The sequence below is a fragment of the Streptomyces sp. NPDC008086 genome (assembly GCF_042957325.1).
Taxonomy (GTDB): domain Bacteria; phylum Actinomycetota; class Actinomycetes; order Streptomycetales; family Streptomycetaceae; genus Streptomyces.
The window spans coordinates 493,359-514,187 of record NZ_JBIBIA010000008.1; the positions used below are offsets into that span (position 1 = coordinate 493,359).

Consider the following 20,829-nt stretch of genomic DNA (forward strand, 5'->3'; position numbering starts at 1 on the left):
GTACCGGGAGGAGTAACCGGGTGGGGGTCAGACCGCGGCCTGCGAGGGCGACGGCGTCGGCTCGGAGGCCGGGGCCGGGATGGTGGCCGACAGGTCCTCGGCCGTCGTGCCCGCCGGGGGCGGGGTCACGGCGGCCATGGCCGTGGTCACCACGCCGGGCGGCTCCTCGGTCTCGTTGACGTTGGTGTGGTCGATGACCTCGCGGCGGGAGATCTTCCAGATCGCGGCGCTGGAGCCGATCAGGAAGACCGCGACGAGGGCCGTGCCCCAGGCGCCGAAGCCCGTCACGTACTCGGCGAGCGCGCCGACCAGGGCGGCGGCCGGCAGGGTCAGGCCCCAGGCGACGAACATCCGGGTGGCCGTCGACCAGCGGACCACGCCGCCCTTGCGGCCGAGGCCCGCGCCCATCACCGAACCGGAGACGGAGTGCGTGGTGGACAGGGAGAAGCCGAGGTGGGAGGAGGCCAGGATGACGGTGGCCGCGCTGGTCTGGGCGGCGAAGCCCTGCTGCGGCTGGAGGTCGGTCAGGCCCTTGCCCATGGTGCGGATGATGCGCCAGCCGCCCAGGTAGGTGCCGAGCGCGATGGCCAGACCCGCCGAGAGGATGACCCACATGGGCGGGTCGGAGTCGGGGGCGAGGGTGCCGCCGGCGACCAGGGCGAGGGTGATGATGCCCATCGTCTTCTGCGCGTCGTTGGTGCCGTGCGCGAGGGAGACCAGACCGGCGGAGGCGATCTGGCCGGCGCGGTATCCCTTCTTGCTGGCCTCGCCGTCGGCCTTCTTGCCGAGCGTGTAGGTCAGGCGGGTGGCGAGCAGCGCCGCGATGCCCGCGACCAGCGGGGCGGCGATGGCCGGGATCAGCACCTTGGTGACGAGCACGTCGCCGTGGACGGCGCCCATGCCGGCCGAGGCGATGGTGGCGCCGATCAGGCCGCCCATCAGGGCGTGCGAGGAACTGGAGGGCAGGCCCACCAGCCAGGTGAGCAGATTCCAGAGGATCGCGCCGACCAACGCCGCGAAGATGACCTCGGGACGGATGCCGCTCTCGTCGACGAGACCCTTGGAGATCGTGTTGGCGACCTCCACGGAGAGGAAGGCGCCTACAAGGTTCAGCACGGCGGACATGGCCACCGCGACCTTGGGCTTGAGCGCGCCGGTCGAGATGGTGGTGGCCATCGCGTTGGCGGTGTCGTGGAAACCGTTCGTGAAATCGAACGCGAGTGCGGTTACCACCACAATCGCGAGGATCAGCGAGAAGTTTTCCATTTACCCAGGCAATCGTTCGAGGTCATTGGCTGGACGAACGTAGGTAACCTGAGTGAACGGAAGATGAACTGAGGCGGGCCGCACGGTGTCCGTAAGAGGGGGTTGTTCGTCCGGAAGGGGAGGCCTCCCCTCCGCCCCCCTCCGGCGGTCACCGCACGGCCCGGGCGCCCCAAGGGTTCAGTAGCCCCGGGCGAACTTCCTGAGCTGGGCCATCGACCCGTTGAAGAGATTCTGGTCACCCGGCAGGCTGCCGCTGCCGTTGTCGTGCTGCCAGATGGTCCAGAACCGCCAACCGGCCGGCAGGCTCCCCGCCGTCGCGGAGTCGTAGCGGGCTATCCACAGTGCGTGGTTCGAGGCGAAGGCGCGGCTGGCGCCGGTGCAGGTGTTCCACCAGTGGGTGGTGGTGTAGATCACCGGACGCCGTCCGGTCAGTCGTTTCACCTCGTCGCTGAAGGACCGGATCCAGCCGACCATCGTCGCCTTGCCCAGCCCGTAGCACTTGTGCTTGCTGTACGGGTTGTACTCGATGTCGAGTGCGGGCGGCAGGGTCCAGCCGTCCGACCGCCAGCCGCCGCCGTTGCGCACGAAGTGTGCCGCCTGCGCCCTGCCCGACGACTTGTCCGGCAGCGCGAAGTGGTATGCGCCGCGGATCAGGCCCGCGTTGCGGGAGCCGTTGTACTGCTGGTTGAAGTACGGGTTGCGGTAGGTGTGGGACTCGGTCGCCTTGACGTAGGCGAACTGGGCGCCCTTCCCCTTCGCGCTCTGCCAGTTGACGTTCTTCTGGTGGGACGAGACGTCATGCCCCCTGGGCTTGCCGGCCGCCGCGGCCGGCATCTCGACCAGAGTGGTTCCGCCCAGGGTGAGCGCCACCACGGAGGCCGCCATCAGGCGGGAGCGATGACGGGACGGTTTGCGATCACGGGCCATATTTCCCCCCGGAATGGCTGCGTGCACGACAAATCCCCCAGAGATTACGGGAAGATCGTTGAATCCCGATCGATCTCAGGCCAAGCGGGAGGCGAGGCTGTTATGACCCGCTATGCCCCCTTCCGGACGTCGACCTTCCGCCCTAAAGTGCCCCGCCCCGACGGCGACTTGAGGTCAGGCCGCCGCCCGGCCTGGCAGGATCGCCACATGGCTGAGGAGCAGAGGGAGCAGCGGGGCGCACGGGAAGCGGGGGAGTCGTGGGGCAGAAGTGCCCGCCCCGAGGAGGTCGAGGCCTGGGAGGCCCTCGTGGCGACGGCTCGCCGGACCGTCTCCGACGGCCTGGTCGTCGGCACCTCCGGGAACGTCTCCGTGCGCGTCGGCGACACCGTGCTGGTCACACCGTCGGGAGTGCCCTACGACCGGCTGACCCCGGACGACGTGACCGGCGTCGACCTGACCGGCGAACGGGTCCTCGGCACCCTCCTGCCGACCAGCGAGCTGCCCATGCACCTCGCCGTCTACCGCGCCACCGACGCCGGCGCCGTCGTCCACACCCACGCGGTCCACGCCACCGCCGTCTCCACCCTCGTCCCCGAGCTCCCTCTGATCCACTACATGGCCGGCGCCCTCGGCGGCCCCGTCCGGGTTGCCCCGTATGCGACGTACGGCACGCCGGAGTTGGCCGAGAACATGCTCCGTGCCCTCACCGACCGCACCGCCTGCCTCCTCCAGAACCACGGCACGCTCACCTACGGCACCACCCTCGACCAGGCCTACGACCGCACGGCCCAACTCGAGTGGATGTCCCACCTCTGGCTCACGGCCTCCTCGGTACCCGGCCTGTCCCCGGCCCTGCTGTCGAAGGGGCAGGTGGCGGAGGCGGGGGAGCGGTTGCGGGGGTACGGGCAGCACGGCTAGGGCCTGGGTTCTGCAGCCCGTCCGACGTTTGAGGACGAGCCGCACCACCCAGCCCGTCCGGTGTTTGAGGACGAGTCGCACCACCCAGCCCGTCCGGTGTTTGAGGACGAGCCGCACCACCCAGCCCGTCCGGCGTTTGAGGACGAGGCCCGAAGGGCCGATGAGGGGGTCTGGGGGCCGCGGCCCCCAGGGATGGGACGGGTAGGGGCGGCGGGGGCGAGGAAAAGGCCGGTCACCCCAAGCCGCCCTCCCACTGGCCCCACCCCCCGTCCGCCAGGACACTGGACAGGTGCGCACAGTCAAAGCGACGGCCGCCGCCGTCACCGTGGCTCTCGCCGCCGGCGCCGCAACCGTCGCCGTCGGCCGATTCGCCAGCGGCGCCGCACTGACGGCCCCCGCCGGCCGCCCCCTGCCCACCGAACCCCGCCTCACCGTGCACGCCACGGCCGCAGGCCAGATCGCCCTCACCCGCGACCTCGCCTCCCTCCGCCCGGGCACCTACGGCCTCTCCGGCGACGCCTCCCACGCGGTCATCGGCCCCGTCCTCGCCACGGCGAAGCACTCCGCCGACACCGTCGTACGCCGTCTGGAACGCGTCACCCACGGCACCCTCGAACCCGGCGACAGCGTCTGGCTCACGCCGAACATCCACGTCGGCAACCCGAGCGCCGCCCTCGGCCTCGACCACGCCGACATCGACATCCCGGGCGAACTCGGCTCCCTGCCCGCCTGGTTCGTCCCCGGCGCCCGGGACACCTGGGTCATCGCGGTGCACGGCCTCGGCACCACCCGCGAACAGGCCATGAACCTCATGGAGTTCCTCGGCGCCCTCCACTTCCCGGTCCTCGCCCTCGCCTACCGCGGCGACCTCGGCGCACCCCGCCCCCCGGACGGCCTCGGCCACCTCGGCGAGACCGAGTGGCGCGACCTGGACGCGGCGATGCGCTACGCAGTGCGGTACGGCGCCCGGCAACTCGTCCTGCTCGGCTGGTCCACCGGCGCCACCATGGCGCTGCGCGCCGCCGCGCACTCGGGCCTGCGGGACCGGGTCTCGGGCCTGGTCCTGGACTCCCCGGTCCTCAGCTGGGAGACCACCCTGCGCGCCCTCGCCAGGGCCCGCCACACCCCGGGCGCGCTGCTGCCACTCGCGGTCCGCGCCGCACAGGGCCGCACCGGTCTGAGCGCCGACCACTTCACCGGCGACGGCACCCCCGAGCCGCTCACCGTGCCGACCCTGATCTTCCACGGCCCCGAGGACCGGGTGGCCCCCTGGAGCCTCTCCCGCCGCCTCGCCGACGCCCACCCCAACCTGGTGGCCCTCCGCACGGTCGAGGGCGCCCCGCACGCCGCCATGTGGAACGCCGACCCCGAGTCCTACGAGGAGTCCCTGCGCCGCTTCATGACACCGCTCATGTGACGCCGCCGGACCTGCCCCGGCCTGCTGCCGCCGACGTGCCCACAGCACCGGTGCCTCGGATTCCGTTTAACCCCGTACCACTGGCCTGTTCTGCGTCCCCCGCCGCGCGCCGGACCCCGTGCGTTGGCCATCCCCGTCGCCCCTCGTGACATTCCGTTTGGGTTTTCGGACCGTCAACCGGAAGACTGCACCCGTGACGTCCCGTATCCCGCGCGACTCCAGGCTTCGACTCGTCCGCCCGCGACCCCTGGCCGCCGCCCCCAGAGCCGTGAACCAGCGGCGCCCACGCCGCCCCGCACCCCGCCCCCCGGAGGGCACACCGGCCCGGTCCGAGCTGGCCAGAATGGCACGCTCGGGTCTGGCCGCCGCGGCCCGGGTCGCCCACTGGGCGGACGCCGCGCTGGGCCCCGGCCGGGACGGCGCGAGCCCCGACGGCAAGGGCACCCTCTCCGACGCGACCGCCGAACGCGCGGCCCGGGACCTCGGCCTGACCGTGGCTCAGGTCCGCGCCGACTGGGACACCGCCCGGCTCGCCGGCCTGGTCGAGGTGCACGGCGACAGCGCCCGCCCCGGCTGGCGGCTGCGCGCCTGGGACCGCGACGACAGCGCCGTGCTGCGCGGCTGGGTCGCCCTCTTCGACGCCTGGTCGCTCGCCCACCCGGAACCGGAGCAGCACGCCCACGGCGCCGTGTCCGACGTCGTCTCGGCCCTGCCCCAGGTGCTCTCCTTCCTCCAGCTGTCCGCCGGCCCCGTCCCCGTGGAGCAGCTCCTGGACCTGTTGGAGCAGCGGGTCACCGAACTGCGCACCGAACGCTGCGAGATCCCCTACGGATCGCAGCCCGAGCCGCTCCCCGACGCGCCGCCCGCCGACGCGGCCGAGGACACGCCCCTGGCCCCGCTCCTCGACTGGGCCCTGCACGCCCTCGCCTCCGTCGGAGCCCTCACCTACGGCGACGGACAGGCCACCCTGACCCCGCTCGGCAACTGGGCGGTCTGGGTCAAGCTGGAACAGATCTGCGTCGCCGCCCAGAGCCCCGCCGGGAACATCGAGCAGGCCGCCGAGGACATGCTCCGCGGCTGCGCCCAGCTCCGCCCGAACGCCGCCCGCGACGAGTACCGCGCCTGGCTCGCCGCCCGCCCCGTCGGCAGCGCCGTCACCGAACTCCTCGGCGCCGCCCGCGGCGACGACGCCCTGCTGCGCGGCCTCGCCTTCGAGGCGCTGCGCGTCGTCGGCGCCCCCGCCGAGCCCGACGTGCGCGCCGTCGCCGACGAGCCGACCCTGCGGCCGTACGCCCTGCTGTGGCTCGCCGAGCACGACGGCATCGACCCCGAGGACGCCCACGAGGTGCTCACCCGGGAAGAGGCCACCTGGCTGTGGGTCGACACCGCCGCCGCCGTCGCCGACCACGGCGAGGCCCCGATGCTCGTACGGCACCTGGAGTCCGCGGTGCAGCCGACGGTGCCGATGCTCCTGGACGAGGTGCGCGCCGTCGGGCACCCCCGCACCGTGCAGGTCCTGGTCGCGCTCGCCGCCGCGCACCCCGACCCCGCCCTCGCCAAGGCCGTACGCCGCGCCGCCTTCCAGGTACACACCGGGGGGAGCTGAGCGGGCCGGAGCCGGACCCCGGCGCTCGGCCCGCTATCTCGGGTCCAGGTCGGGGGTGTACGTGCCGAAGCTCCACACGTTGCCCTCGCGGTCCCGGGCCATGTAGTCCCGCGAGCCGTAGTCCTGGTCCGTCGGGGGCATCAGGATCTCCGCTCCCTGCTCCACGGCCCGCCGGTGGTGTGCGTCGACGTCCTCCACGACGACGTACACCCCGCTCGTCCCCGCGTCCTTCATCGCCTTGTCGAAGGTGCTGCCGGTGCCCTTGGAGCCGAGCATCACCACGCCGTTCCCCTGCGCCAGCTCGGCGTGGCCCACCGAGCCGTCCTCGCCCTCGTACACCACCAGCGTCGTGAACCCGAAGGCCTCCGTGAGCTGCTTGATCGCCGCCTTCGCGTCCGCGTAGAGCAGCGTGGGATACACGCTCGGACGCCCACCGCTCGTACCTGCCATGCCGATCACTCCCTTGTGACCCCAGTGCTCCCTCGCCGCCACCGGCCGGGACTCCCACCCGGTGCCCAGTCTCGCAGCGACCACTGACATCGGCCGGTCGTGCCGGGCCCCGGCAGCGGCCGAACGAGGGACGGACCCCCGCCCGTCCGACGTGTCGCCACGGGGTGCCCCGCCGACCGCCCCGGGCGTGGCTACGCTGTGGCGATCCGCTTCCGACTGCCGGCGCCCCTGCTCGCCCTCCTCGCCGTGATCCCACTCCTGACCGTCGCCCACCACGCCCGCCCCGCCCCCTACGGCGACCACCTCACGGTCTCGCGCACCGCCCCCGCGCGCGTGCCGCACGCCGCCCCGCGGCTCCGCACCGAAGGCGCCGCCGTCCGGGCCCACGACCCCCGCACCGGCGCCCTGCGCTGGCGCTACACCCGCGACGGCCGGCGCCCCCTCACCTCGCTGCACGCGCGCGGGGACGTCATCACGCTCTGGGACGACGGCCTGGTCACCGCCACCGACGGCCGTACCGTCCGCTGGCATCGCGCCCTGCCCGCCCCCGGCGACTGGCTGCCGGACCACGGCGGCACGGGCGTCCTGCGCCTCCTCGGCCACGGCATGCTGGCCGTCGTCACCCCGTACCGGATCGCCGCGTACCGGATCGCCGACGGTGACCTGCGCTGGGGGCTGCCCGCGAGCGACGGCTGCGCCTTCCAGCCCCGACGTGCCGTACATCACGCCAGGACGCTCGTCGTCGCCCAGCCCTGCCCCCACGCGGCCTGGACCGCGCAGCTCGTCGCCCTGGACGACCTGGGACGGATCGTCCCGCGCCGCAGACCGCTCGGCACCGAGCCGCGCGACGAGGACGGGCCGGGACGCGGAAGACCCCGTATCGAACACCCGAACCCAGAAAAAGTGCTTGCACAGCCCCGTTAGACTGACCCCATGGCCATTCTCCTCGCGCATTAGACGGCGGGAACGTCCTCAGCCGCCCATCCCGCCACCCACCCCGCCCTGGAGTCTGTCCGTGATCTCCGCCTCCGGTATCGAGCTGCGCGCCGGTGCGCGCGTCCTCATCGAGTCCGCGTCCTTCCGCGTCGCCAAGGGTGACCGCATCGGCCTCGTCGGCCGCAACGGCGCCGGCAAGACGACCCTCACCAAGTGCCTCGCCGGCGAAGGCATGCCCGCCGGCGGCACCATCACCCGCTCCGGCGAGGTCGGCTACCTCCCGCAGGACCCCCGCACCGGCGACCTCGACGTCCTCGCCCGTGACCGCGTGCTGTCCGCGCGCGGCCTGGACGTACTGATCCGCAAGATGCGCGAGAACGAACAGCGCATCGCCAACGGCCAGGGCGCCACCCGCGAGAAGGCCCTGAGGCAGTACGAGCGCCAGGAGACGGAGTTCCTCACCAAGGGCGGATACGCCGCCGAGGCCGAGGCCGCCACCATCGCCGCCGCGCTCAACCTGCCCGACCGGGTGCTCGGCCAGCCCCTGCACACGCTCTCCGGCGGTCAGCGCCGCCGTATCGAGCTCGCCCGCATCCTGTTCTCGGACGCCGACACCCTGCTCCTCGACGAGCCGACCAACCACCTCGACGCCGACTCGATCGTCTGGCTGCGCGACTACCTCAGGACCTACCGCGGCGGCTTCATCGTGATCTCCCACGACGAGGACCTGGTCGAGACGGTCGTCAACAAGGTGTTCTACCTGGACGCCAACCGCGCCCAGATCGACATCTACAACATGGGCTGGAAGCTCTACCAGCAGCAGCGCGAGGCCGACGAGAGGCGCCGCAAGCGCGAGCGGCAGAACGCCGAGAAGAAGGCGGCCGCGCTCAACGCCCAGGCCGACAAGATGCGCGCCAAGGCCACCAAGACGGTCGCCGCGCAGAACATGGCCCGCCGCGCCGAGCGCCTGCTGTCCGGCCTCGAGGAGGTCCGCCAGTCCGACAAGGTCGCCAGGCTGCGCTTCCCCGAGCCCGCGCCCTGCGGCAAGACCCCGCTGACCGCCGAGGGTCTGTCGAAGTCGTACGGCTCGCTGGAGATCTTCACCGACGTCGACCTGGCGATCGACAAGGGTTCCAGGGTCGTCATCCTCGGGCTCAACGGTGCCGGAAAGACGACCCTGCTCCGGCTCATCGCCGGCGTCGAGCAGCCGGACACGGGCGCCGTCATCCCCGGTCACGGGCTCAAGATCGGCTACTACGCCCAGGAGCACGAGACCCTGGACGCCGACCGCACCGTCCTGGAGAACATGCGGTCCGCGGCGCCCGACATGGACCTCGTCGAGGTCCGCAAGGTGCTCGGCTCGTTCCTGTTCTCCGGCGACGACGTCGACAAGCCCGCCGGTGTCCTCTCCGGCGGCGAGAAGACCCGCCTCGCCCTCGCCACCCTCGTGGTGTCCTCGGCGAACGTCCTGCTCCTCGACGAGCCCACCAACAACCTCGACCCGGCCAGCCGCGAGGAGATCCTCGGCGCGCTGCGCACCTACAAGGGCGCGGTCGTGCTCGTCACCCACGACGAGGGCGCCGTCGAGGCGCTCCAGCCGGAGCGGATCATTCTGCTGCCGGACGGCGTCGAGGACCTGTGGGGCGCGGATTACGCGGATCTCGTCGCCCTCGCTTGATCGAATGCGTGATCACCGGGCTATGGATCATTCGGCCCATCCGTGATCCATCATCTGTGTGAGATCTCCTCGTACCGAGGTGTGTGCTACATCGAATTCGCGGCCGAGTCCTTTATCGACAAGGGCTCGGCCGTCGTGCTGCTCTGACCTGGGGGTTCTTAAAAGAACCCGTTCGGCCGTACGGACAACTCCCGACGGAATCCCCTATTCCGCTTGTGGGGATGTGCTCCTGTCGTCAAAACCTTGTCTCACGGACCTTGCCGAATGGGTGGCCATGAAGGCCCGGAGGGGTGATCATGAGGAGACCAGAGCGCACTTCCCATGAGGAGGCACGGGTGGCCGAGACTCTGAAGAAGGGCAGCCGGGTAACCGGCGCCGCGCGCGACAAGCTCGCGGCAGACCTGAAGAAGAAGTACGACTCCGGTGCGAGCATCCGGGCGCTGGCCGAGGAAACCGGCCGCTCGTATGGCTTCGTTCACCGGATGCTCAGCGAGTCCGGCGTCACGCTTCGTGGGCGTGGCGGCGCGACACGAGGCAAGAAGGCCGCAGGCTGATCGCGGGCGGCCCATCGGCTTCGATGGTGACCACCCGGTCGGTCGGCTGATCGACCGGGTGGTTACTGTGCAGTCACTTAGGGGGTGCCCTCCGGGCATCCCATGATGACCGCACTCATCGGAGGCGCCCCATGGCTTCGCCCGACCAGGAACACGCACCCCTGCTCGACAAGAACGGCGTACGGCTCGTCGTCGACGGCGCTATCGCCACGGTGACGCTGACCAACCCGGCCAAGCGCAACGCACAGAGCCCCGCCATGTGGCGGACGCTCGCCGAGGCCGGGCGCGCCGTGCCGGGCAGCGTGCGGGTCGTCGTGCTGCGCGGCGAGGGCAAGTCCTTCTCCGCCGGCCTCGACCGGCAGATGTTCACGCCCGACGGGATCGAGGGCGAGCCCTCGTTCATCGAGCTGGCGCGCAGCAGCGACGGTGAACTCGACGCTGCCATCGCCGAGTTCCAGGAGGGCTTCACCTGGTGGCGGCGCAACGACGTCGTGTCCATCGCCGCCGTACAGGGTTATGCCATCGGTGCGGGATTCCAGCTCGCGCTCGCCTGTGACGTGCGCGTCGTCGCGGACGACGTGCAGTTCGCCATGCGCGAGACCAGCCTCGGGCTGGTGCCGGACCTGACGGGTACCCACCCGCTGGTCGGGCTGGTCGGATACGGCCGCGCGCTGGAGATCTGCGTCACGGGCCGCTTCGTGACGGCCGAGGAGGCCGTCAGCAGCGGACTGGCCAACCTCGCGGTGCCCGTCGACCAGCTCGACGACGCCGTGCGGGATCTGGCGGGCGCGATCGTGGCCGCGCCGCGGGACGCGGTGATCGAGACCAAGGCGCTGCTGCGCGGTGCTGTGGACCGCACCTACGACGAGCAGCGCGGTGCCGAGCGGGCCGCGCAGGCGCGTCGGCTGAGGGACCTGGCGGGCCTCGGCGAATAGCGCCGCGCCGATCAACCGACGGCCGTGACCAGTACGGCCACCGTCGGGTGATCCAACAGTGCCTCGTGCACCCTCGCACGGACCTGCCGGGCCACTTCCACGGCCCGGTGGTCCGCGCTCACCGCGAGCTCCACCCGCACATGCCGGCGCGGCAGGGCCGTCCCGTCCTGCCGTTCCTCGATGTGCACCGCCCGGCTCGCCCCGCCCAGGACGCCCGTCAGTCGGGTGACCCCCGGCACCGCCAGGGTCACGGCGGCGACGCGCTCCTCGTCGGGGTTCCCGGGCTCGGCGGCCCGCGTCGGCTCCGGCTGCCGGACGGCAGCGGGTCCGGCGTCCTCGTCGAGCAGTTCCGTCACCCGCAGGTCCACCTCGGTCACGGTCAGGCCCAGGCGTTCCGTGGCCGTGGCGGCCAGCAGCCCCCGCAGCCGGTCCGCCGTCACCGGCAGCGCCTCGGCCGCCGTCGTCGCCACGTCCGCCGTCACCCGCAGCGGGCCCGGCGGCAGCGCGCTCGGCGGCGGCGGTACGGCGGCCTCGTACGTCTCCTCCGGGTCGGCCAGGGCGATCCGGAGCGCGTCCAGCCGTACCCCGCGCATGCCCTCGGCCGCGCGCCGCAGCGCCGCCGCGGCCGCCCACTCGGAGATCCACGCGCCGTCGCGGGCGCCGCCCAGAGGCAGCAGTCTGCCGAGCCCCAACTGCTGCCGCACCGTCTGCGTCCACCGATCAGCTGTCGTCATTCCTCCAGCCTGCCCCATCCCTCGGGCGCGATCGCGCAAGCGTGCTTACGGTGGTCGAGGGACCGCAACCGAAAAGGACGAACGGCCATGACTGAGACGACGGACCAGAACCGGGGGACCGAGGCCGAGGCCGCCACCTCACGCAGGACCCAGGTCACCAAGCGCGGCGGGGGAGACCCGGGAGCCCGGGGCCGGACGACCATCGCGGACGGCGTCGTGGAGAAGATCGCCGGGATGGCCGCACGCGATGTGGACGGCGTGCACGCCATGGGCAGCGGAATCTCGCGGACCTTCGGGGCCGTACGCGACCGGGTGCCGGGCGGGACGACGAAGTCGGTGACGCGCGGGGTGAAGGCCGAGGTCGGCGAGGTACAGGCCGCGCTCGACCTGGAGATCGTCGTCGAGTACGGCGTCTCCATCGCCGACGTCGCCCGGGACGTACGCGAGAACGTGATCACCGCCGTGGAACGGATGACCGGTCTCGAAGTCGTCGAGGTCAACATCGCGGTGAGTGATGTGAAGCTGCCCGAGGAAGAGGAAGAGGAACCGGAGCGCCGGATCCAGTGACGCGCCGGCGGCCGGACGACGCGGTGGCCGGGAGTTACCAGGGAGCGATGAGCTGAGGAGCGCATCATGAGCATGGCCGTGGTCGGCATGATCGCCGGCATGGCACTGGGATTCGCCGGGTACTTCGGCGGATTCGGCGCCTTCCTGCTGGTGGCGGCCCTGGGTGCCGTCGGTTTCGTCACCGGGCGGTTCCTGGAGGGGGACTGGGAGCTCGGTGACTTCTTCCGGCAGCGTGACGAACGGCGGCGGTGACGTCGGTGAGCGGTGGGGCCACGGAACTCGGCAGAGCGCCGTACGCCGTCCCACCCGGTGAGCGCGGGGCGACCCGGATCGCCGACCGGGTCGTGGCGAAGATCGCCTCACAGGCCGCGCGCGAGGCGGTCGGCCGGCTGCCCGAGGACGCCGCCCGGCCGTACGCCGATGTCGTCGTCCGGCCGCAGGCCGGGGACGGCACGCCCGTCGACGCCGCCCGGGTCCGCGTCCATGTCGAACTGGACTACCCCTGCGACATCGGCTCCCGGTGCGCCACCGTGCGTCGGCATGTCGTGGAGCGGGTAGGCGCGTTGGTGGGCATGGAGGTGCCGGAGGTCGCCGTGCACGTGGAGCGGCTGCACCCGGCGCGCGGGCAGGGCGCGGCAGGGAGGACGCGATGAGCGAGTCCCAGGGTTCCGAAGGCACCACACAACGACTGCCGGTCATCGAGAAGGAGACCGGCCCCGACCCCCTCGACCAGTCGGCGTCCGCGGCCGCTTACGACCCCCCGCCCCTGGTCGACGACAAGGGCCGCGGCGACGGCCGCTTCTGGTCGGCCCGGCGTGTCCCGGCCGCGATCACGGCACTGGTGCTGGCGCTCGGTGCGGGCTTCTTCCTGTACGACATCGCCTCCGTGCGCGCCGACCGGCCGCCCATGTACTGGCGCCGGGAACTGGCCCGCCAACTCGCCGAGCGCCCCCTCGACGACATCTGGGTGCTCGTCGGCGCCGGCGTCGCCGCCGTGCTCGGCCTCTGGCTCCTCGTCCTGGCCGTCACTCCCGGCCTGCGCTCCGTCCTGCCGATGCGCCGCACCCACCCCGACGTACGCGCCGGCCTCCACCGCGACCTCGCCGCCCTGGTCCTGCGCGACCGGGCCGTCGAGGTCTCCGGCGTCCAGTCGGTACGGGTGCGGGTACGCCGCCGCCGCGCCGACGTCCGCGCCGTCTCGCACTTCCGCGAACTGGACGAGGTACGCGCCGACCTGGACGCCACGCTCGCCGACGCGATCAGGGGCCTGGGGCTGTCCCGCCCGCCCTCGCTGTCGGTGCGCGTGCGGCGGCTCGGACGGAAGGGGTGAGGGCCGTGCTCAGGGTGGTCAACCGGGTGCTGATCGGGCTCGTCGGCCTTGTGCTGCTCGTGATCGGCGGTTCCGTACTGGCCGTGGGGCTCGGTCTGGACCCGCCGTCCTGGTGGATCCACGACAGCCGGCACGACGTGCTGCTCAGCGACGCCGAGCGGACGCGCTGGCGGGACGACGGCTGGTGGTGGCCGACCGTGATCGCCGTGCTCGCCATCCTGGTCCTGCTCGCCCTGTGGTGGCTGACCTCGGTCCTGCGCCGGCACCGGCTCGCCGAGGTCCTCGTCGACACCGGCGACGGCGAGGGGGCGCTGCTGCGGGGCCGGGCCCTGGAAGGCGTCCTGGCGAGCGAGGCGGCGGGCCTGGAGGGCGTCCAGCGGGCCAAGGTCCACCTGACCGGCCGCCGCAGCGCCCCCGAGGCCCGGGCCCGCCTCCTGCTGCAACCGCACGTGGACCCGGGGGCCGCCCTGAACGACCTCACCGCACAGGCCCTGGCCCACGCCCGGAATTCGGCAGGCCTCGCGGCACTGCCGACGGAGGTCCGGCTGCGCGGTGTCAAACACCGTGCGGAGAGGGTGACTTGACGGCGCTCTCAGAATCCGTGTCGCATTCCGCCGTCCACCGGCACCATGATTCCCGTGAGATAGGAAGCCGCCGGGGACAACAGGAACGCGGCCGTACGTCCGAACTCCTCCGGAGTGCCATATCGGCGCAAGGGAATCCGCGCCTCGTTCGCCGCCCGCGTCGCCTCCGGATCGGCCGACATCCCGTCCAGCTCCCGTACCCGGTCCGTGTCGATGCGCGCCGGAAGCAGACCCACCACGCGAATGCCCCGCGGCCCCAGCTCGTCCGCGAGGGACTTCGCGAAACCGGCCAGCCCGGGCCGCAGTCCATTGGAGATGGTCAGCCCCGGAATCGGCTCGTGCACCGAACCCGACAGCACGAATCCGATGACCCCGCCGTCGTCGAGCTCGGCCGCCGCGGCCCGGGCCAGCCGGACCGCGCCCAGGAACACCGATTCGAACGCCGTCTGCCACTGTTCGTCGGAGTTGTCGGCGACGAACCCGGCGGGCGGCCCGCCCACGCTGATGAAGATGCCGTGGAAAGCGCCGAACCGTTCCCGCGCGGCGGCGACGAGCCGGGCGGGCGCCTCCGGGTCGGCGTTGTCGACGCCCACCCCGAACGCGTTCGGCCCCAGCTCGGCGGCGGCGTCGGCGGCCCGCTTCTCGTCCCTGCCGGTCAGCACGACCTTCGCCCCGTCGGCCGCGAGTTCACGCGCCGCCGCGTTGCCCAGGCCGCGGGTGGCTCCCGTGACGACGTACACCCGGTCCTTCAGTCCAAGATCCATGGCCCCTATCCTGCCCTGTCGTCCCCGAACAGGGCGAGGGCGGTGTTCACCAGGCCGATGTGACTGAAGGCCTGCGGGAAGTTGCCGAGCTGCCGGTCGGTGACCGGGTCGTACTCCTCGGACAGCAGGCCCACGTCGTTCGCCAGGCCCGTCAGCCGGTCGAACAGCTCCCGTGCCTCCTGCGTACGCCCCGTCATGTGCAGGGCTTCCGCGAGCCAGAACGAGCACGCCAGGAAGGTGCCCTCGTCGCCGGGCAGACCGTCGACGGTCGTCCCGTCGGTGCTGTAGCGCCGCAGGAACCCCTGATGGCTGAGCTCGGCGCGGATCGCGTCGATGGTGCCGACGACACGCGGATCGTCGGGCGGCAGGAAGCCCACACGCGGGATGAGCAGCAGCGCCGCGTCGAGTTCACGGGAGCCGTAGGACTGCGTGAAGGTGTTCCGCTCGGCGTCGTAGCCCTTCTCGCACACCTCGCGATGGACCTCGTCGCGCATCGCCCGCCAGCCTTCGAGGTCGCCCTCGAGGTGCGGGTTCTGCTCCAGGGTGCGCACGGCACGGTCGGCGGCCACCCACACCATCACCTTGGAGTGCACGAAGTGCCGGCGCCCGCCGCGCACCTCCCACAGCCCCTCGTCCGGCTGCCGCCACTGCGTCTCCAGCCACTCCATCAGGGAGGACTGGATCGCCCACATGTGCGGCTTGATGGGCAGGCCCGCCTGCCGGGCCAGGGCCAGCGTGTCCATGACCTCGCCGTAGACGTCCAACTGGAGCTGTGTCACGGCCTCGTTGCCGATGCGTACGGGAGCGGAGTCGGCGAAGCCGGACAGCCACGGCACCTCGAACTCGGGCAGCCGCCGCTCGCCCGCCAGGCCGTACATGATCTGGAGGTCGGCCGGGTCACCGGCGACCGCGCGCAGCAGCCAGTCCCGCCAGGCCTCCGCCTCCTCCCGGTAGCCCGCCGACAGTCCCACGTTCAGCAGGAGCGTGGAGTCGCGCAGCCAGCAGTAGCGGTAGTCCCAGTTGCGCACCCCGCCCAGTGCCTCGGGCAGGGAGGTGGTGGGGGCGGCGACGATGCCGCCGGTCGGCCGGTAGGTGAGGGCCTTGAGGGTGATCAGGGAACGGACCACGGCGTCCCGGTACGGGCCGTCGTAACGGCAGCACCCGGCCCAGTCCTGCCAGTCCCGGACGCTGCTGTGCAGCGCGTCGTACGCGTCGACGAGCGGCGGGCGCGGCTCGTGCGAGGGATGCCAGGTCAGGACGAAGGCGACCTTCTCGCCCTTTTCGACCGTGAACTCCGAGTGCGTACCGCAGTTCTCGCCCCAGGTGTGCACCTCGGGTTCGCTGCGCAGCCAGACCGAGTCCGGGCCGGCCACGGCCACCCGCTGTCCGTCGGACTCGCGCACCCAGGGCACGATCGAGCCGTAGTCGAAGCGGATCCGCAGGGTGCTGCGTACGGTGACCCGCCCGCCGAGGCCCTCGACGATGCGCACGAGGTCGGGGGCGCGGTCGCGTTGGGGCATCAGGTCGGTGACGCGGATCGCGCCCTCGTCGGTCTCCCACTCGGTGTCCAGCACCAGGGTGTCGGGGCGGTAGGCGCGGCGGGTGCAGGGGCCCCGCGCGTCCTTGGGGGCGATGCGCCAGTGGCCGTTGTCCTCGTCGCCGAGGAGTCTGGCGAAGCAGGCCCCCGAGTCGAAGCGGGGCAGGCACAGCCAGTCGACGGACCCGTCCCTGCCGATCAGGGCGGCCGTCTGCTCGTCGCCGATGAGGGCGTAGTCCTCGATGCGCGGGTGCACGCAAATGCGGGTTCCCCGAGGGCCGGTGGGCCAATCAGGGGCGGGACCGGGGGAGTGACGCGCGGAGGGCTACACGCCCGCCGGCTCGGCCTCCGCCTCCGTCGGCTTCGGCTGCGCCGCCGCCCGGTCACGGGCCTCGCGGCGGGCCAGGATCACCCACCCGAGGGGAACGCCCGCGGCGAACAGCCACCACTGGAGGGCGTACGCGTAGTTCAGCGGGGCGTTCTCCTCGCCGGGCTTCCCGATCAGCTCCGGTGTGTCGCCCTTCGGCTCCGGCGTGGTCTGCACGATGTAGCCGCCGAGCACGCGGGCGTCGAGGCGCCGCGCCTCCTGCTCGCTGTTGATCAGCATGACCTGGCGGTCGGGGAGGCCCTTGAGGTCCTTGATGCCGCTGGCCTCGGTCGTCTCGTCGGGCATCAGTCGCCCGGTGACGGTGATCCGGCCGCTCGGCGGCGCCGGGATCCTGGGGAACGCCGTCTGGCTGGGTCCGTCCGACGGGATCCAGCCGCGATTGACCAGCAGCACCTTGCCGTCCGCCAGGACGAAGGGGGTGAGGACGTGGAAGCCGACCTCTTCGTCGGAGTTGACGCGCCGCCTGACGACGACCTCGTGCCCGGTGTCGAAGCGGCCCACCGCGGTGACGGTGCGGTACCGCTCCTTGGTGGTGACGGTGTGGCCCGGGGCGGTCAGCTTCTCCACCGCCACCGGCTCCGCGCCCAGCGCGTCGGCGACCAACTGGTTGCGGGCGTGGCGCTCCTCGTAGCGGTGCATCTGCCAGATGCCCAGCCTGATCATCGTGGGGATGAGGAGCAGGGCGACCAGCGTGAGGATCACCCACTGCCGGGACAACAGGAAGCGGTACACCCCACGACCGTACAACTCGGTCGTGGGGTGCTTTCAGGCGGGTACGGGTCCGGGCAGGTCACACCTTGTCGACGATCCCCACCTTTCCCTCCGCGCGGGCGCAGTGGGCGCCGCAGAACCACTGGCCCTCGACCTCGACGCCCTGCCCGATGATCTGCACACGGCAGTGCTCGCAGACGGGTGCCATGCGGTGGATCGCGCAGGAGAAGCAGTCGAAGACGTGCACGGCGCCCTGCGCGTGCACCTCGAAGGTCATGCCGTAGTCGTTTCCACACACTTCACATGTCGCCATGCGCCACAGCGTGGGCCGTCGCCGCGGTCCGGGCGAGACGGCTCGGGGCGAGTCGCCCGGCAATCACCCGTCCGTACGGTCACTGCCGCGACGCCGGTTCCACGTCCCTGAGGAGTTGCCCGAACGCCGCCTCGTCGATCACCGGTGTCCCGTACTGGCGGGCCTTGACCACCTTCGACGTGCTCGCGTCCGGGTCGTTCGTGACGAGCAGGCTGGTCAGCCGGGACAGGCTCGTGGCCACGTGCAGCCCGGCCTCGATCGCGCGGTCCTCCAGCAGGTCGCGCTCGACCGACGTGTCCCCGGAGAAGGCGACCCGCATGCCCTGCTTGAGCCTTTTGCCCTCTTCGTAACGACCTGGGTTGGGATAGGGGCAAGCGGGCCGTTTGCGGGACGGGCGCCAACTGGTCGGACGGTAGCTGCCGTAGCCACCGCCATACCCGCCGCCGTGACCGCCACTTCCGCCCGCCTGCTGCCCGATCCGGGGCGTGGCCGTGTCCCGCCACTCCGTCAGCGGTCGGCACTCCTGGAGGGGCAGTCGCACGCTGCCCGCCGCCGCGGCCCGCAGGCTCGGCCGGAACGCCTCCGCCAGCACGCGCGCGTCGTCCAGCGCGTGGTGGGCGCGCTGCTGTACGACGCCGAAGTGGGCGGCCAGCGACTCCAGCTTGTGGTTGGGCAGCGGCAGCCCCAGCTCCTTGGACAGCGCGATGGTGCACAGCCGCTGCCGCACCGGGGCCTCGCGCTCCGCGCGCGCGTACTCCCGGGCGATCATCTGCCAGTCGAAGACGGCGTTGTGCGCGACGAGCACCCGCCCGTCGAGCCGGGCCGCGAACTCCTCGGCGATGTCCGGGAAGAGGGGAGCGCCCTCCAGCGCCTCGCTCGTCAGACCGTGGATCCAGACCGGGCCCGGGTCGCGCTCCGGATTGACCATCGTGTACCAGTGGTCCTCGACCTCGCCGCGCGCGTCCAGACGGTAGACGGCCGCGGAGATTATCCGGTCGTCCCGGGCCAGGCCGGTGGTCTCCACGTCAACGACCGCGTATCCCTCGGGATACGCGGTCGGCCACGCGGTGGGGGAGGGTGCTGCGATCGCACGGTCTTCGAGCATGGTCACTGAGGATACGGGCCGGGACCGACAGTCCGGGCCGTCAGGTGCCTTGCGCCGCCCGCCTGTTCGAGCGCCACGAACGCCCGCCCGTCAACCGGTCGCCGTACGCGCGGTGTTGCCGCACGCCGATGGCCCCGCGCCCGCCCAGGAGCGTCGATACCTCCCGGATGTCCCCCGTGGTGCGATGCTCCGCATGTGACCGAATCGACGCATGACGAGACCCACGGCGCCTCACTGGGCGGGCGGCTGAACTGGCTGCGGGCGGCCGTTCTCGGGGCGAACGACGGCATCGTGTCCACCGCGGGCCTCGTGGTCGGCGTGGCCGGCGCGACCGACGACCGCTCGGCCCTGCTCACGGCCGGCCTCGCCGGACTGCTCGCCGGGTCGATGTCGATGGCGGCGGGCGAGTACGTCTCGGTCTCCACGCAGCGCGACTCCGAGAAGGCCGCGCTGGCCCAGGAGAAGCGCGAGTTGCGGGAGCGGCCGGAGGCGGAACTGGACGAACTGACGGGACTGCTCGAACGACGCGGGCTGTCCGAGGGCGTGGCCCGGGAAGCGGCCGTCCAGCTGACGGAACGGGACGCGCTGAAGGCCCACGCGCGCGTGGAGCTCGGCATCGACCCCGACGACCTGACCAACCCCTGGCACGCGGCCTGGGCCAGCTTCCTGGCGTTCACGGCCGGCGCGCTGCTGCCGCTGCTGGCCATGGTGCTGCCCCCGGCGGACTGGCGTCTGACGGTCACCGTCGTCTCCGTCCTGACCGCCCTCGCCCTGACCGGCTGGAGCAGCGCCCGCCTCGGCGCCGCCGCCCCGCCCCGCGCGGTCCTGCGCAACACGGTGGGCGGGGCGCTGGCCATGGGGGTCACCTACGTGGCGGGGACGCTGCTGGACGCGGCGGGGGCTTAATGCCTGCTGGTGGCGGTCCGCCCTGGTCAGCGATGTGCCCGGCACCTCGGAGCGCGCCCGGTGCCCAGTGCGACGTACCGTGGGATGCGCGCTCGATCACCCCCTCGGGCGTACGCACGACACGAGACGAGAAGGATCCTCGCCATGCGCGCCACCACCATTCACGCCCCCTTCGACATGCGCGTGCAGGACGTGCCCGACCCCGTGGTGCGGGAGTCCACCGACGCCGTGGTGCGGGTGCTGCGCGCGTGTATCTGCGGCAGCGACCTGTGGGCGTACCGCGGGGAGGCGGCACGGCAGCCGGGGCAGCGGATCGGGCACGAGTTCCTGGGGGTCGTCGAGGAGACCGGCTCCGAGGTGACCGGTGTGCGGCGGGGCGACCTCGTCGTGGCGCCCTTCATGTGGTCCGACGGCGTCTGCGACTACTGCGTAGAGGGCCTCACCACCTCCTGCGAGCACGGCGGCTTCTGGGGCTCAGTGGGCTCCGACGGCGGCCAGGGCGAGGCCGTGCGCGTGCCGTTCGCCGACGGCACCCTCGTCCGGCTGCCCAAGGACGCCACCTCCGACGACCATCTGCTGTCCGCCCTGCTGACCCTGTCCGACGTCATGGGCACCGGCCACCACGCCGCCCTGGGCGCGGGAGCCCGCCCGGGCGCCACGGTCGCCGTCGTCGGCGACGGTGCCGTCGGGCTGTGCGCGGTGCTCGCCGCCAAGCGGCTCGGCGCCGAGCGGATCATCGCGCTGGGCCGCCACCAGGTCCGTACGGACATCGCGCGCCGCTTCGGCGCCACCGAGGTCGTCGCCGAGCGCGGGGACGCGGCCGTGGCGGCCGTACGCGAACTGACCCGCGGTCAGGGCGCCCACGCCGTCGTCGAGGCCGTCGGCACCGAACAGTCCATGCGGACGGCCGTCAACATCACCCGCGACGGCGGCGCCATCGGCTTCGTCGGAGTGCCGCACGGCAGCGGCACGGGCCTCGACCTCAGTGTCATGTTCGACGGGAACATCGCGCTGCGCGGCGGTGTCGCGCCCGTCCGCGCGTACATCCCCGAACTGCTGCCCGACGTCCTGGACGGCACGATCGACCCCTCACCCGTCTTCGACCTGACCGTCGGACTGGAGGACGTCCCGGCCGGCTACAAGGCGATGGACCAGCGCACCGCGCTCAAGGTCCTGGTCACCAACTGAGGCCGCGGAACAGGC

General features: G+C 72.3%; 23 protein-coding genes. 14 read left to right on the top strand and 9 right to left on the bottom strand.

The window, feature by feature from the left end; genetic code table 11:
• Nucleotides 1-27: 27 nt before the first annotated feature.
• Both ACFZBP_RS29675 and ACFZBP_RS29680 read right to left on the bottom strand, forming a co-directional pair.
• On the bottom strand, nt 28-1,266 hold the full coding sequence (locus ACFZBP_RS29675) for an anion permease (protein WP_383445495.1): 1,239 nt from the start codon (nt 1,264-1,266) through the stop codon (nt 28-30).
• A 177-nt stretch (nt 1,267-1,443) separates the two neighbouring features.
• Nucleotides 1,444-2,193 carry a GH25 family lysozyme gene (locus ACFZBP_RS29680; protein ID WP_391417518.1) on the bottom strand — a complete coding sequence of 250 codons (750 nt, stop codon included), beginning with the start codon at nt 2,191-2,193 and terminating at the stop codon, nt 1,444-1,446.
• A 207-nt stretch (nt 2,194-2,400) separates the two neighbouring features.
• Here ACFZBP_RS29680 and ACFZBP_RS29685 point away from each other — a divergent pair, with 207 nt between their 5' ends.
• The 3 genes from ACFZBP_RS29685 to ACFZBP_RS29695 all read left to right on the top strand — a co-directional run bounded on the left by ACFZBP_RS29685 (nt 2,401) and on the right by ACFZBP_RS29695 (nt 6,134).
• Nucleotides 2,401-3,111, top strand: coding sequence for a class II aldolase/adducin family protein (locus ACFZBP_RS29685; protein ID WP_391417520.1), 711 nt, complete (start codon nt 2,401-2,403; stop codon nt 3,109-3,111).
• 289 nt (nt 3,112-3,400) lie between these two features.
• Nucleotides 3,401-4,528 carry an alpha/beta hydrolase gene (locus tag ACFZBP_RS29690; protein ID WP_383445504.1) on the top strand — a complete coding sequence of 376 codons (1,128 nt, stop codon included), beginning with the start codon at nt 3,401-3,403 and terminating at the stop codon, nt 4,526-4,528.
• A 193-nt stretch (nt 4,529-4,721) separates the two neighbouring features.
• The gene (locus ACFZBP_RS29695) at nt 4,722-6,134 is read left to right on the top strand and encodes a hypothetical protein (RefSeq protein ID WP_391417522.1); all 1,413 of its coding nucleotides are present in this window, start codon (nt 4,722-4,724) and stop codon (nt 6,132-6,134) included.
• Nucleotides 6,135-6,167: 33 nt separating this feature from the next.
• Here the strand turns inward: ACFZBP_RS29695 and ACFZBP_RS29700 are convergent, their stop codons facing one another.
• On the bottom strand, nt 6,168-6,584 hold the full coding sequence (locus ACFZBP_RS29700; protein ID WP_383445510.1) for a VOC family protein: 417 nt from the start codon (nt 6,582-6,584) through the stop codon (nt 6,168-6,170).
• Nucleotides 6,585-6,782: 198 nt separating this feature from the next.
• Between ACFZBP_RS29700 and ACFZBP_RS29705 the strand changes: the two genes are divergently transcribed.
• From ACFZBP_RS29705 to ACFZBP_RS29720, 4 genes are all read left to right on the top strand, one after another.
• The gene (locus tag ACFZBP_RS29705) at nt 6,783-7,508 is read left to right on the top strand and encodes a hypothetical protein (protein ID WP_391417525.1); all 726 of its coding nucleotides are present in this window, start codon (nt 6,783-6,785) and stop codon (nt 7,506-7,508) included.
• Nucleotides 7,509-7,599: 91 nt separating this feature from the next.
• Nucleotides 7,600-9,198: an ATP-binding cassette domain-containing protein gene (locus ACFZBP_RS29710; protein WP_391417527.1), complete on the top strand. Its 1,599-nt coding sequence runs from the start codon at nt 7,600-7,602 to the stop codon at nt 9,196-9,198.
• A 335-nt stretch (nt 9,199-9,533) separates the two neighbouring features.
• A complete protein-coding gene (locus ACFZBP_RS29715) occupies nt 9,534-9,752 on the top strand; it encodes a helix-turn-helix domain-containing protein (protein ID WP_019758351.1) in 219 nt (72 codons plus the stop codon).
• A 131-nt stretch (nt 9,753-9,883) separates the two neighbouring features.
• Nucleotides 9,884-10,687: an enoyl-CoA hydratase-related protein gene (locus ACFZBP_RS29720; protein ID WP_391417529.1), complete on the top strand. Its 804-nt coding sequence runs from the start codon at nt 9,884-9,886 to the stop codon at nt 10,685-10,687.
• A gap of 11 nt (nt 10,688-10,698) precedes the next feature.
• Here the strand turns inward: ACFZBP_RS29720 and ACFZBP_RS29725 are convergent, their stop codons facing one another.
• Nucleotides 10,699-11,421, bottom strand: a complete 723-nt coding sequence (locus ACFZBP_RS29725) for a nucleopolyhedrovirus P10 family protein (RefSeq protein ID WP_391417531.1) — start codon at nt 11,419-11,421, stop codon at nt 10,699-10,701.
• Nucleotides 11,422-11,508: 87 nt separating this feature from the next.
• Here ACFZBP_RS29725 and ACFZBP_RS29730 point away from each other — a divergent pair, with 87 nt between their 5' ends.
• The 5 genes from ACFZBP_RS29730 (at nt 11,509) to amaP (ending at nt 13,902) form a co-directional block, all read left to right on the top strand.
• Nucleotides 11,509-11,988, top strand: a complete 480-nt coding sequence (locus ACFZBP_RS29730; RefSeq protein WP_383445524.1) for an Asp23/Gls24 family envelope stress response protein — start codon at nt 11,509-11,511, stop codon at nt 11,986-11,988.
• A gap of 66 nt (nt 11,989-12,054) precedes the next feature.
• A complete protein-coding gene (locus ACFZBP_RS29735) occupies nt 12,055-12,240 on the top strand; it encodes a hypothetical protein (RefSeq protein WP_062719301.1) in 186 nt (61 codons plus the stop codon).
• Nucleotides 12,237-12,641 (top strand): Asp23/Gls24 family envelope stress response protein, encoded by a 405-nt coding sequence (locus tag ACFZBP_RS29740; RefSeq protein WP_383445527.1) that lies wholly within the window; start codon nt 12,237-12,239, stop codon nt 12,639-12,641. Before ACFZBP_RS29735 ends, ACFZBP_RS29740 begins: the two co-directional genes overlap by 4 nt.
• Nucleotides 12,638-13,318, top strand: coding sequence for a DUF6286 domain-containing protein (locus ACFZBP_RS29745; RefSeq protein WP_383445530.1), 681 nt, complete (start codon nt 12,638-12,640; stop codon nt 13,316-13,318). Before ACFZBP_RS29740 ends, ACFZBP_RS29745 begins: the two co-directional genes overlap by 4 nt.
• Nucleotides 13,315-13,902: an alkaline shock response membrane anchor protein AmaP gene (gene amaP, locus ACFZBP_RS29750; protein ID WP_391417535.1), complete on the top strand. Its 588-nt coding sequence runs from the start codon at nt 13,315-13,317 to the stop codon at nt 13,900-13,902. The genes ACFZBP_RS29745 and amaP overlap by 4 nt, the downstream gene beginning before the upstream one ends.
• Before the next feature lie 8 nt (nt 13,903-13,910).
• Here the strand turns inward: amaP and ACFZBP_RS29755 are convergent, their stop codons facing one another.
• From ACFZBP_RS29755 to ACFZBP_RS29775, 5 genes are all read right to left on the bottom strand, one after another.
• Nucleotides 13,911-14,666, bottom strand: coding sequence for an SDR family oxidoreductase (locus tag ACFZBP_RS29755; protein ID WP_391417537.1), 756 nt, complete (start codon nt 14,664-14,666; stop codon nt 13,911-13,913).
• Between the two features lie 5 nt (nt 14,667-14,671).
• Nucleotides 14,672-16,459: a glycoside hydrolase family 15 protein gene (locus ACFZBP_RS29760; protein WP_391417539.1), complete on the bottom strand. Its 1,788-nt coding sequence runs from the start codon at nt 16,457-16,459 to the stop codon at nt 14,672-14,674.
• A gap of 69 nt (nt 16,460-16,528) precedes the next feature.
• The gene (locus ACFZBP_RS29765; RefSeq protein ID WP_391417541.1) at nt 16,529-17,323 is read right to left on the bottom strand and encodes an SURF1 family cytochrome oxidase biogenesis protein; all 795 of its coding nucleotides are present in this window, start codon (nt 17,321-17,323) and stop codon (nt 16,529-16,531) included.
• A 58-nt stretch (nt 17,324-17,381) separates the two neighbouring features.
• Nucleotides 17,382-17,615 (bottom strand): hypothetical protein, encoded by a 234-nt coding sequence (locus ACFZBP_RS29770; RefSeq protein WP_062719308.1) that lies wholly within the window; start codon nt 17,613-17,615, stop codon nt 17,382-17,384.
• Between the two features lie 79 nt (nt 17,616-17,694).
• Nucleotides 17,695-18,720: a DEDDh family exonuclease gene (locus ACFZBP_RS29775; protein ID WP_391417543.1), complete on the bottom strand. Its 1,026-nt coding sequence runs from the start codon at nt 18,718-18,720 to the stop codon at nt 17,695-17,697.
• Nucleotides 18,721-18,915: 195 nt separating this feature from the next.
• Here ACFZBP_RS29775 and ACFZBP_RS29780 point away from each other — a divergent pair, with 195 nt between their 5' ends.
• On the top strand, nt 18,916-19,626 hold the full coding sequence (locus tag ACFZBP_RS29780; protein ID WP_391417545.1) for a VIT1/CCC1 transporter family protein: 711 nt from the start codon (nt 18,916-18,918) through the stop codon (nt 19,624-19,626).
• Nucleotides 19,627-19,770: 144 nt separating this feature from the next.
• Nucleotides 19,771-20,814, top strand: coding sequence for a zinc-binding dehydrogenase (locus ACFZBP_RS29785; RefSeq protein ID WP_391417547.1), 1,044 nt, complete (start codon nt 19,771-19,773; stop codon nt 20,812-20,814).
• The last annotated feature ends 15 nt before the right edge of the window (nt 20,815-20,829 follow it).